We start from the raw sequence: 12,818 nt of genomic DNA, 5'->3' as shown, positions 1-12,818 counted from the left end.
CCCAAAAGCCTGAATTTCTTTACTAAATTGCTTTGATATTTATCTGGAATCAAAAAGCATTCCGAAGTCAGAGTTCAGGATTCAGAATGCAATTAGTTCTGACTCTGATTTACCACTTTTTTGTTTACTACCAATTTTAAGATTTTGTAAACTAGCACTTAATAAATCATTAAAATCCCATATAGTTAGCCTAAAGCACCGGATATGTTATGGGGTGCATTACAATCTCCGTAACCTACCCTACAGTTACTATTTATCACGGATGATTTCGGATTGGGACATTAGACCTACTAATAATCAGAAGTCTTCATATAGCCTAGATAAATAGTATATATTTGCTGACTCAGCTAACTAATGGTACAGTATTTATTGTTTGTATAAAAAAACTTTAACTATCCATAAATATACCATAAAATTAAGTGGTTAAATATAAAGCTTAGATGAAGTTTAGGAAAATATTTTGAATTGAGGCGTGGAAATTACTAGACTTTTCAAAACAGCTAACTGCAATAAAAAGCATTCACCAAATTTTAACTAACCAGGTTCAGTCAATCAAGCCAGCAGATGTTCGGCTTTGTTTCTCTCGGTTTTTACGCATCCTTCTTCTGTAAGGTGAAATTATGAAGACAAACTCATCCAACTCGCTGTTAACAGTACCAACTGGGCCACTAAAGATTTCAGAGTTGCCCCCTAATGGTGTAGGTATAAGTGGTGAATCTATCCATCTTTCCCTAGTAATTCCTACTTATAAAGAACGTGACAACATCAAGAATGTGGTCAACATATTGAGTCAGTTACTAGATGAATCTATTCCAGGACAATATGAATTGATTGTGGTGGACGATGATAGCCCAGACCGAACTTGGGAAATAGCACAATCCTTGACGACAGAATACCCTCAGTTGCGGGTGATGCGACGCCAACAGGAGCGGGGGCTATCAAGTGCGGTGATTCGTGGGTGGCAAGCAGCCACAGGGAATATTTTGGGGGTAATTGATGGAGATTTGCAGCATCCACCAGAGGTGCTGATGCAACTGTTGCGTAGTGTTGAGCAGGGAGCAGATTTGGCAGTAGCCAGTCGTCATGTGGATGGAGGCGGCGTCAGTAGCTGGAGTGTTGCTCGGCGTATCTTGTCTCGTGGCGCTCAGTTGTTGGGCTTAGTGATTTTGCCGGGGGTACTGGGAAGAGTTTCCGACCCCATGAGTGGTTATTTTATGGTGCGTCGGAGTGCGATCGCCAATGCAACACTTAATCCAGTTGGCTACAAAATTCTCCTAGAGGTAATCGGGCGGGGAAAAGTAGAGCAAGTTGCCGAAGTTGGGTATGTGTTTTGCGAACGCAAAGAGGGTGAGAGTAAGGTGACATGGAAGCAATATGTAGATTATATTCACCACTTGATACGGTTGCGGCTCTCCACAGGAAGAGTAGGACGATTGAGTAGAAAAGTCAATTTCCCTGTTGGTCGATTCGTCCGCTTTGGGTTGGTTGGCTTTAGTGGTGTGTTTGTGGATATGGCAATACTTTACTTGCTCAGTGATCCGACTACCTTGGCTTGGCCACTGACGCGCAGCAAAATTATTGCTGGTGAGATCGCAATTTTAAATAATTTTTTCTGGAATGATGCTTGGACATTTGCGGATGTCAGCGCCAGACAGCAAGGATGGAAGCAACGCCTGAAGCGGTTTGGGAAATTTAACGCCATTTGTCTTGCTGGACTGGTATTGAATGTACTGATATTAAATTTGGTATTTAATTTTCTTATTCCTAATCGTTATATTGCCAACTTTATTGCGATCGCAGTTGCTACCGTCTGGAATTTCTGGATTAATTTGAAACTTAGCTGGCGCGTCACTGATGTGAAATAATCACAACGAGGGATTTGAGATTTTGATTTTTGTTCTTAGACTTTAGAACGAACTAAAATCTAAAACGTCAAATCTACAAGTCCATTTGTGTGAGGCCCGGCAATGAGAGCTTTTTTCCAAGGTGCATTTGATTTTTACAGAAAAATTATCTCGTTGCTACCTGTCTATGCTGCCCGTTTTTTGCCCATAGTAGATGCAAATTCTACCTTACAACGCAAGTATTGGCATAATTGGCATCGCCTCCCTCCTTTTTGGCTTCACCCCTTGCTGAACTTAATGTGGTTAATCATCGGCATCAGTTTACGTCTAACCAACTTGACTGCAAAGCCTCCTTGGACTGATGAGTTTGCCACCTTGGTGTTTAGCTTGGGGAATAATTTTTTATCAGTACCTCTAGATCAAGCGATCGCGCCTGATATCTTATTACAACCACTGCAACCAAACCCAGCAGCTAGTATTGCTGATGTGGTTCATAACTTAGTTACACAAGATAATCATCCACCACTGTATTTTGTGCTGGCTTTCCTGTGGATGAAATTATTTTCCAGCGACGGAGGTTTAATATCGCTGTTTGGGGCGCGATCGCTACCAGCTATATTCGGTGCTGCTTCTATACCGTGTGTTTACGTATTAGGCAAAGTAGCATTTCGCTCGAAATTAGTGGGGCACTTGACTGCTGCCATGATGGCAGTATCACCCTATGGCGTATTTTTAGCACAAGAAGCGCGTCATTACACTTTAGCAACCTTATGGGTAATTGGTTCTCTCACCTGCTTAGTAATTGCTACACGTCATATTAAAAACCGTACACCTTTACCTATATGGGTAGCACTTTTATGGGTAGGAATTAATGCTTTAGGATTTGCTACTCATTATTTCTTCAGTCTCACCCTCTGCACAGAAGCCGTAGTTTTGATTTTTCTTGCTTGGCTGCAATTGCAAACTAGCAGCAAATTTTCTCTTTTCTTCTTTCTTGGCTGGCGGCGCATCTATGCCGTTGCTGTAGGTACTTGTGTGGCTGGTTTAATTTGGGTACCAATCTTTTTAGAGAATAGAAATCGTGATAATTTAACCGAGTGGATTCGAGGTTCGCGTGTTGGACTAGAGTGGTTAAGCCCAATTTTTCAAGCTTTAGGAACATTGATTGCAATGATTTCCTTATTACCAGTTGAATCTTCACAAGCTTTGGTTGTGATTCCTTCTGGAATAGTGATGCTGACTTTCTTTATTTGGGCAGTACCAATTTTGCTGCGTGCAATTAAGATTCAACTACAGCACCCAGAAAACCGGATTATGATTCAGGTGTTTGCTGGAGTAGTGAGCAGTGCGATCGCTTTATTCTTTATCTTTACGTACTTTTTGGGTATTGACCTGACTAGGGGTGCTAGATATAACTTTGTTTATTTTCCTGCGATCGTTGTTTTACTAGGCGCAAGTCTCGCTGTTTGTTGGCATCCCCCCAAGGAGATAAAAAGCATAGGTAAATGGGGAATAAACGGTAAAAAAGCCGTGATGTTAATTTGGCTAATGGGATTTTTCAGTGCAGTTACAGTAATCTGCAATCTCGGCTATCAAAAATATTATCGCCCTGATCTGTTTGTGCAACTAATTCAACAAACATCCCAAATACCAGTACTAATTGCCACTACCCACAAAACTTATGTACACACAGGGGAAATGATGGGAGTCGCTAGGGAGATTAAACTTGCCAATTCACTCCAAAAACCTCTGTTTCTCCTTGCTCATCAAGACAAAGACCCGAATATTTCCACCATTGCTTTGGAAAATACTCTAAATAAGTTACCACGACCTTTTGACTTGTGGCTGGTAAACTTTCATGCACCTGTAACAGAAGCCGTCAAAACCTGCGTTATATCTGATACTCAATCAATGCCTGGTATAGATGGTTACGAATACAAACTTTATCATTGTCAGCATAGTTAATAAGCCGGGGAGTATTAGACTCCTTGCAGAAGTGGGGTAAAGGGGAAGGGGTAAAGGGGAAAGGGATGGAATTTCCCCAAACCCAGTAACCTTTGACCTTTCCCCGACATCTTGGCATTTGTTACTTTTGCAAGATGTCTATTGAGGCTGAACAATTCAAATTCCAAGTCTCTCTCCTAGAAGGCTACTGTGTACACACAAGTCGGAAAAACTTCATCCATCAAAGATTCGCGGTGCGTTACGCTGGCATGACAAAGCTAAATTGTTGCAGTCATGAGATGCTTACAACTGGCTACACCTACGCATTTGTTAGTTTGGCGAACGCATTTGTTATTTCGGCGAACTCATCTTAAAATTTTCTCTATATCTTGTGAGGAGGGCATCTTGCCCGCCCTGATTATGTAACTTCAATCCTGATTAGCTTACAGGCAGAAATTAGTATTGAGAAAGTACGTTAACCCGCATTTCTCACAAGTTTTAAATGCAGAGGGGATTGAACTTGGCACATTCAACTCTCCTCTGCTCCCCTGCTTCCCTGCTCAGGGTTTTGAGAGATTTGGTGAGAAATCCGGGGTTAAGAAAGTACGCGTCACTATCCCTATTTTATCAGTTTTGAAAAACAATAATCTTGGTGCTAACAGGACAAAACTGTTATGAAAATTCTTTTAGTTGAAGATGAATATCGGATTGCAAAAGCACTTGCAGAAGTACTAATTGACCAAAATTATCTTGTTGATATTGCTAGCGATGGTCAAGTAGGATGGGAGTTTGCTAAAGCCTTTCCTTATGACTTAATAGTGTTAGATTTAATGTTACCAAAGTTGGATGGTATAACATTGTGTAGACAACTACGGCAAGAGGGCTACTCTATACCTATTATGTTGTTAACGGCAAAAGACACTAGCACAGACAAAGTAATCGGGTTAGACGCAGGAGCAGATGATTATGTTGTCAAACCCTTTGATTTACAAGAACTAATGGCTCGGATTCGCGCTTTATTAAGGCGAGGAATTACTATTTTACCCCCTGTGCTTGAGTGGGAAAAATTGCGTTTAAATCCAAGTAATTATGAAGTTACATATAATGGACAATCAGTACATCTGACTCCCAAAGAATATAGAATTTTAGAATTGTTTTTACGTCACAGTCATCAAGTGTTTAATCGCAATGATATTTTGAAACATCTTTGGTCTTTTGAAGAGCCACCAGGAGAAGAAACAATCAAGGTTCATATTCGGAGTTTAAGACAAAAATTGAAATTTGCTGGAGCTAATGTTGATTTTATTGAGACAGTATATGGTTTAGGTTATCGACTAAAACAAACTTTTTAAATTGATGCTTCAGGCTTTAGGCAGGCGGCTTTTATTTTCATATCTAGGTGTCATGGTAACAATTTGGGGGACTTCTACCACAATTGTCTATCATTTTTTATCTTATAATCTTTATCAAAAGTTAGATAGTGAAATTATCACTTTAGCAAATGCAGCTTCTCACAACTTAATAGCAGCGCCAGTTGATAAAAAAGCAATCAATACTAAAATACCTCGAATTTTAGATAATGATGATGATGGAGATTTAGATATTCCTTGGCAAGATTTACGTGAAAATCATCAAGGAGTAGAATGGTTTGATGCTAATGGTCGGCTATTAGCTAAAGCGGGAACCACTATTTCTCGAATATCTTTTACTACTAACTTTGACATTAGCCAACACAATAAAATTCGCAGCATTACTATTCCTGTTTATCTGCATAGTTTAACTGGAAGAAAAAAAAAGCTTCAAGGGTATGTGCGGGTAAGTGAATCTACAGAAGAATTAGAAGAAGAACTAGATAGACTCTTATGGGGATTTGAGTTAGGAGGACTGATTGTAATAATTCTTAGCGGTTTAGGTGGTTGGTGGTTAACAAGACAATCTTTACAGCCAATTGAGCAAAGTATTCAGCAATTAAAACAGTTTACTGCCGATGCTTCCCACGAGTTGCGTAGTCCTTTAACAATCATTAAAACTTCAGTTGAAGTTATCATGAATTATCCAGATAGAATTCATCCAGCTAATTTAAATAAATTGGAAGCAATATCATCTGCAAGTAATCAAATGACTCGATTAGTAGAAGATTTACTTTTATTAGCTCGAACTGATGCAGTAACTAGTACTCAAGTGATGGCATGGATAACTATTCCTTTAGATGAACTATTAGAGGATTTAGTAGAGTTTTTGGAACCGCAAGCGGTATTTAAGGAAATTACTCTCAAGTCAGAAATATCAACCGAAGTTTTTATCAAAGGCGAAGCTATTCAACTAAAGCGATTATTTTCTAATCTGTTGCAAAATGCTTTGCACTATACACCTAAAGGAGGGACTGTCATAGTTTCTCTGGTTAAACTTGAGCGGTTTGTAGTCATAAATGTTCAAGATACTGGTATTGGTATTCTTCCAGAACACATTCCGTTAATTTTTAATCGCTTTTGGAGGGCAGATCAAGCTAGAAATCAGCGAGAGGGAGGCTTAGGTTTAGGATTAGCTATTGCATTGGCGATCGCTAGAACTCATGGAGGAGATATTAGCGTCACCAGTGAAATCGGTGTTGGTAGCTGCTTTCAGGTACGTTTGCCATTAGCTTCTTAGTTTAATTATTAGGGTTTTGCCGAGTTTTTTTACCAAATAAACCAGACATATTTAATCCTGTCACCAACAATCCTAGAAGTCCTAATCCATTCAAAATTGGGTAGATTCCTTGCAGATGAAAGATTTCGCCTGTATGGATACTCAAGAGGAAGCTAGCTGGAACTCCTATACCAATAGACCACTCACGGACAAAGGTTGTTAATATCCCAGTCAGCACAGTTAACACAAGTGGCACAGATAGCATGATGCCCAGGATACGATGATACTTACGAAATGAACGTTTCATGTTATTTTTCCGGTAGTAGAAACTTTTTCCCAATACAATGTAGGCTCAATATCACCTGAAATACAAATGAGATGAGAAAAATCGAGTCTTGTCTGACAAGACCCGAAGTCAGCAATTGGTGTGAGGAGTCTTGATAGACTCTGTTCTTAAGGTAAAGCATGACAAGTAAAAAACTCGGAAAGAGAAAATATTGGTTCTTTCCGAGTTTTTTACCTTGATAGCTTTAATATTTAAATGACAAAAATATTACCTAATATTTTTGTTCATAGTCAGCGTAAAATATGAACGCTAGTACAGGTCAAGACCCAAAATTAAAGCATGGGTGACTTTTGATTTCCGCTTTCCGGTACTAGTCTACACAAACGAGTTTTGGTGAGGAGTTTAGAATGAATCGTTTTAATCCAGTACTGATAGTTGCTGCAATCAGCATGATGACTTTGGTTGGATGCAATAAGAGTGAAGAACCTACTGCACAGACACCACCTGCTGGGAGTTCTATCGCTGATACAACAGCCACTCCTGCTGCGACAACCAGCCCTGATGCAACAGCCACTCCCTCTGCGACAACCTCCCCTGGTGCAGTAGCCACTCCCGGTAAAACAACTGAATTTCAAGGTCTACAAGGTGTTGTTATCAATACTAAGGCCGCAGTTGAGGCAGGAGATTTTACCAAAGCTAAAGGGGAATTTGATAAATTCGAAGATTTCTGGTCAAAGGTTGAGGATGGAGTTAAAGCTAAATCTCCCACTACCTACAAAGAAATTGAAGATAAATCCGATGAGATTAAGGCAGGACTGAAAGCCTCTGCACCAAATAAACAGAAATTGTCAACAGCTTTAGGGGTTCTTAACAAGGATGTCACTAGTGTTGCCAAGCCTTAAAAGCTAAATACATAGACTGAGTATTTGTTGGCTAGTTTGCTAGCAGTACGTCAAGTTGAAATTGATGGATAAGCAAGTTTGTAGTAATGACTTGAGTCCTTATTTTCTAAGCACTTTAGTGCTTACTACAAACCTTCAAAATTAACTTAGACATTGTACTAGTACAACACGGCGTAAATAAAGCAACTATTTCAAATCGTTCAAAAGCCTATCTTCTAAGCTTTTTGAATTTTGACTTTGAATTTTTGACTTCCGCCTTGCGGTACTAGTCCTGATTAATTTTTTGTGTGAGAAATAAAAATGTTAAAAGCAAAAGTTCTTTGGAGTTTTCTTCAGCAGGCTCCATTCGTTGTGCTTGTTGCCTCAGTTGTTGGTTATGCTGGGCTGGCAATAGCATCTCCTACAAATGATACCACATCAAAACCTGAAAATAACCAAACAGAGCAATCTCTAGAGTCTCCGGCAACTGCTGATGCTGTCGCGCAAGTTACCTCTGTATCTCAATTATCAGATGTGCAGCCAACTGATTGGGCATTTCAAGCACTGCAATCATTAGTAGAACGTTACGGCTGTATTGCTGGATATCCTAATAGTACATATCGCGGTAATCGAGCGATGACGCGATATGAATTTGCGGCGGGTTTGAATGCTTGTTTACAACGTATCAATGAACTGATTGCTACCTCAACTAATGATTTGGTTAAAAAACAAGATTTAGCCAAATTACAAAAATTGCAAGAGGAATTTACCGCCGAACTAGCAACCCTGCGCGGTCGAGTCGATGCGCTGGAAACACGCAGTGCTGAACTAGAACAGCATCAGTTTTCTACCACTACCAAACTCAATGGTGAAGCGATTTTTGCAGTAGCAGGGGTTGTGTCAGGAGATAATGCTAGAGGAGGAAAAATCAATCGCAATCCTATTTTAGGCGATCGCATCCGCCTCAACTTTGATTCTAGCTTTACAGGCAAGGATTTACTAAGAACCCGACTGCAAGCTACAAATCTGAATGCCTTCTCTGCAAATTCGACATTTACACCAGAAGGTGACTTACGGTTTGCTGGCGGTACTTTTGATAATGGCAACAACAATGCTGTTGGGATAGATGCGCTGTTGTATCAGTTCCCTCTGACTCAGAAAACAAATGTCATTGTTGAAGCAAACGCAGGGGCGGCTGATGATTTTACTAATACAGTAAACCCTTACTTAGATGGAGATGGTGGTAGCGGCGCTCTTTCTCATTTTGGGACTCGCAACCCTATTTACTATCTAGTGAATGGTGCTGGTTTGGCAATTCAGCATCAGTTGAGCAAGAATCTAGAATTAAGTTTGGGGTATTTAGCTAACGATCCTGCTAATCTTCAAAATGGAAGTGGTTTATTCAAGGGGGCTTATGGAGCCATAGGCCAGTTAACGGTCAAACCGACTGATAAATTCACCCTTGGTTTGACTTACGTTAATTCTTACAACAATGATTTTACTGCCAATGGTAGTACAGGCAGCAACCGTGCTAACCTGCGATCGGCTTTACTGAATAATCCTAATTTACCAGATGATTTAGCTGCATTTTCTGGTACCGATTTGCCAGTATCTAGTAATGCTTATGGTGCAGAAGCATCATTACAACTGAGCGATAAATTTGTCTTGGGTGGCTGGGCTGGCTACACTAACACTCGGATCTTGGCAAGCAATGGCAGTGGAATTAATCGCGGAAGTCTTGATATTTGGAACTGGGCAGTTACTTTAGGATTCCCCGACTTTGGTAAAAAAGGGAACCTAGCGGGTATTGTGGTTGGCATGGAACCTTATGTCACAAATTCAAGTGTTGCCCAAATTGGTAAAGATAAGAACAATTCCTATCATCTAGAAGCGTTCTACCAGTATAAGGTGAGCGACAATATTACCATTACTCCCGGAGTTATTTGGTTGACTTCGCCGGATAACAACAACAATAACAATGATGCTGTCATTGGTGCGTTAAGAACTACTTTTACTTTCTAAAGTTCATAAGGGATTTCCAGTTAAAAAACATCCCATTGTAGGGGCGGACAGATATGCCGCCCCTACTCTGTATCATGAGTCTGTTTCAATACTTGTCGGGTTTTGAGGAAAAGGCAAACAAAAAACCTTTACCCTTTACCCTTTAACCTTTTCCCCCAATCCAATTCTGACTTAAAAATGCTTTACCCCAGCAGTATTGGAGTCTGTTTTGGTCAGATGCCCAATACCCTATGACCAATCCCCAATGCCCCAATGCAGATGCATCTTATGGAAGTTCCTCAAATATCGATATCCATAGGAGACTAGAGAAAGAAGAAGAAAATATATCTGACACGTTTTCAAGCAGCGAAGGCTGTAATTAGTTAAGGAGGATTTATGCGTGCAGTACTGATGGCGGGGGGTTCGGGAACGCGGCTTCGCCCGTTAACTTGCGATTTGCCTAAACCGATGGTGCCGATCCTTAATCGACCAATAGCCGAACATATTATCAATCTTCTCAAACGACATCAAATTACAGAAGTTATTGCAACATTACATTATTTACCTGATGTGTTGCGAGACTATTTTCAAGATGGCAGTGATTTTGGTGTCCAGATGACTTATGCCGTCGAAGAAGATCAACCTCTGGGTACAGCAGGCTGTGTGAAAAACATTGCTGAACTTCTTGATGAAACCTTTTTAGTCATTAGCGGCGACAGCATAACAGACTTTGACCTCACAGCTGCGATCGCATTTCACAAACAAAATAAGTCAAAAGCTACTTTGATTTTAACCAGGGTTCCCAACCCGATTGAATTTGGGGTAGTGATTACCGATGAGGAAAGGCGAATTCGGCGGTTTTTAGAAAAACCCTCTAGTAGTGAAATTTTTTCCGATACCGTCAACACTGGTACTTACATTCTCGAACCAGAAGTTTTGGAATATCTGCCAGCAAACATTGAATCCGACTTTTCTAAAGACTTATTCCCCTTACTCTTAGCAAAAGATGAGCCAATGTATGGCTACATCGCTCAAGGTTACTGGTGCGATGTTGGTCACTTAGATGCCTATCGGGAAGCTCAATATGATGCCTTAGATCGAAAGGTAAATCTCGATTTTGCTTATAAAGAAGTTTCTCATGAGTTATGGGTAGGACAAAACACTTACATCGACCACACGGCTATTATTGAAACCCCAGCAGTAATTGGTGCTAATTGCCGCATCGGGCCAAGAGTCCAGATTGAAGCAGGAACCGTAATTGGTGATAATGTCACTATTGGCGCTGATGCGAATCTCAAACGTCCCATAGTGTGGAATGGGGCATTTATTGGCGATGAAGCACATCTTTCTGCTTGTGTAATTTCCCGTGGCGCTCGTGTAGACCGCCGCGCCCATGTATTAGAAGCTGCTGTTGTAGGTTCGCTTTCCACGGTGGGAGAAGAAGCCCAAATTAGCCCTGGCGTGCGCGTTTGGCCCAGTAAAAAGATTGAGTCAGGGGCAGTTTTAAACATTAACTTAATTTGGGGGAATACCGCCCAACGGAATTTATTCGGACAACGTGGTGTCCAAGGATTAGCTAATATCGACATCACCCCAGAATTCGCCGTGAAACTGGGATCTGCTTACGGTTCTACTTTAAAACCTGGTTCTAAGGTAACGGTTTCTCGTGACCAGCGTAATATCTCTCGAATGGTGACGCGATCGCTCATTGCTGGTTTAATGTCAGTAGGTATTGATATTCAAAACCTTGATGCTACAGCTATCCCCATTGCCCGCACGGTTATACCCACAATGTCGGTAGTTGGTGGTATCCATGTCCGGGTACACCCCGATCGCCCTGATTACATTTTGATTGAATTCATGGATGCCAAAGGCATTAATATCACCAAAGCCCTGGAAAAGAAAATTGAAGGGGCTTATTTTAAGGAAGATATGCGGCGGGCGCTAATTCATGAAATTGGCGATGTATCTTATCCTAGCCAAGTCATGGATCGCTACTGCACTGCTTTTGAGAAACTATTGCATGTTCATACACTCCGCAACAGCCGCGCAAAAGTGGTGATTGACTATGTTTATGCCGTATCGGGGGCAGTTTTACCCCAAATGTTGGATAAATTTGGTGCTGATGCAGTGGTACTGAATGCCAGTGTCAATAAAACGGCGATGTCAATCACCGATCGCGAAGGATTGCTGACTCAGTTAGGTCATGTAGTAGAGGCATTAAAAGCTAACTTTGGTGTGCAAGTATCCGCTAATGGAGAACAACTAATTTTAGTTGATGAATCAGGCTACCCAATTCGTGGGGAAACTTTAACTGCACTGATGGTAGACATGATTCTCACGGCTAACCCCAGAGGAACGGTAGTTGTACCAGTTCATGCTTCTAGTGCTATTGAACAAGTCGCCCGCCGCCACGATGGCAGAGTAATTCGCACTAAAGCCAACCCTACAGCTTTAATGGAAGCTTGTCAAAAAAACTCGAATGTGGTGTTAGGAGGTAGTGGAGATACTGGTTTTATTTTCCCGCAACTGCATCCGGGATTTGATGCCATGTTCTGTATTGCAAAGATAATTGAGATGTTGACTATACAAGAGCGATCGCTTGCTGCTGCGCGGTCAGAATTGCCCCGTGTAATTCACAAAAGTTATACAATACGCTGCCCGTGGACAGCTAAGGGTGCTTTGATGCGTTACTTAGTCGAAACTCATCCAGCTCAAAATCTAGAACTCATCGATGGAGTAAAAATTTGTCAGCCCTACGATGACAGTTGGCTGTTAGTTTTACCAGATGCTAGCGAACCACTGGTGCATTTGTATGCAAATAGCAACGATCGCGATTGGGTAGATGAGACTGTGAGAAACTACCGCACCCGTGTTCAGTCGTTTGTGGAAAGACAACAAGAATATCAACCAGCCGAAGCGTAATTCGTAATTCGTAATTCGTAATTTAATTTTTTAATTACGAACTACGAATTATCTTGATCATCAGCCCAATTATCGGAAGGAAAGTAGGCTTTCACTTTTGCGTCTGTATTTTACTCAAAATATTAAAATTGACCATATAGGTAATTTATATTTATAAATTATCCAATTTAAAATATTACTAAAGAAAAAATATAATAATCCTAAATTATTCGTGAAAAGTTAGATCCCCGATTTCTTTAAGAAGTCGGGGATCTTGACACCGCGACAAATTAAATATAATTCCTATTGCTAACCTCCCAGGATACTTTG

Annotated in this window: 8 protein-coding genes; 7 read left to right on the top strand and 1 reads right to left on the bottom strand. The window is 40.7% G+C overall.

Features of this window, described 5'->3' with window-relative positions:
* Positions 1 to 620 precede the first annotated feature (620 nt).
* From RMZ43_RS15175 to RMZ43_RS15160, 4 genes are all read left to right on the top strand, one after another.
* Positions 621 to 1,865, top strand: a complete 1,245-nt coding sequence (locus RMZ43_RS15175) for a glycosyltransferase (protein ID WP_322650691.1) — start codon at positions 621 to 623, stop codon at positions 1,863 to 1,865.
* 276 nt (positions 1,866 to 2,141) lie between these two features.
* Entirely contained in the window at positions 2,142 to 3,809 is a 1,668-nt protein-coding gene (locus tag RMZ43_RS15170; RefSeq protein ID WP_322653516.1) for a glycosyltransferase family 39 protein, read from the top strand.
* Positions 3,810 to 4,462: 653 nt separating this feature from the next.
* Entirely contained in the window at positions 4,463 to 5,140 is a 678-nt protein-coding gene (locus RMZ43_RS15165; RefSeq protein WP_322653420.1) for a response regulator transcription factor, read from the top strand.
* Positions 5,141 to 5,192: 52 nt separating this feature from the next.
* Positions 5,193 to 6,437 carry a sensor histidine kinase gene (locus RMZ43_RS15160; RefSeq protein WP_322650689.1) on the top strand — a complete coding sequence of 415 codons (1,245 nt, stop codon included), beginning with the start codon at positions 5,193 to 5,195 and terminating at the stop codon, positions 6,435 to 6,437.
* 1 nt (position 6,438) lies between these two features.
* Here the strand turns inward: RMZ43_RS15160 and RMZ43_RS15155 are convergent, their stop codons facing one another.
* A complete protein-coding gene (locus tag RMZ43_RS15155; RefSeq protein ID WP_322650688.1) occupies positions 6,439 to 6,723 on the bottom strand; it encodes a peptidase in 285 nt (94 codons plus the stop codon).
* A gap of 386 nt (positions 6,724 to 7,109) precedes the next feature.
* Between RMZ43_RS15155 and RMZ43_RS15150 the strand changes: the two genes are divergently transcribed.
* The 3 genes from RMZ43_RS15150 (at position 7,110) to RMZ43_RS15140 (ending at position 12,509) form a co-directional block, all read left to right on the top strand.
* Positions 7,110 to 7,604 (top strand): DUF4363 domain-containing protein, encoded by a 495-nt coding sequence (locus tag RMZ43_RS15150; protein WP_322650687.1) that lies wholly within the window; start codon positions 7,110 to 7,112, stop codon positions 7,602 to 7,604.
* A 300-nt stretch (positions 7,605 to 7,904) separates the two neighbouring features.
* Complete coding sequence (locus tag RMZ43_RS15145; protein ID WP_322653419.1) at positions 7,905 to 9,605, top strand: iron uptake porin; 1,701 nt, start codon at positions 7,905 to 7,907, stop codon at positions 9,603 to 9,605.
* 375 nt (positions 9,606 to 9,980) lie between these two features.
* Positions 9,981 to 12,509 (top strand): mannose-1-phosphate guanyltransferase, encoded by a 2,529-nt coding sequence (locus tag RMZ43_RS15140; RefSeq protein WP_322653418.1) that lies wholly within the window; start codon positions 9,981 to 9,983, stop codon positions 12,507 to 12,509.
* Positions 12,510 to 12,818: the final 309 nt, after the last annotated feature.

The organism is Nostoc sp. CmiVER01, from assembly GCF_034531135.2.
Classification (GTDB): Bacteria; Cyanobacteriota; Cyanobacteriia; order Cyanobacteriales; family Nostocaceae; genus Nostoc.
The sequence above is the reverse complement of the archived record's forward strand: the minus strand, read 5'-3'. Positions and strand labels throughout refer to the sequence as shown.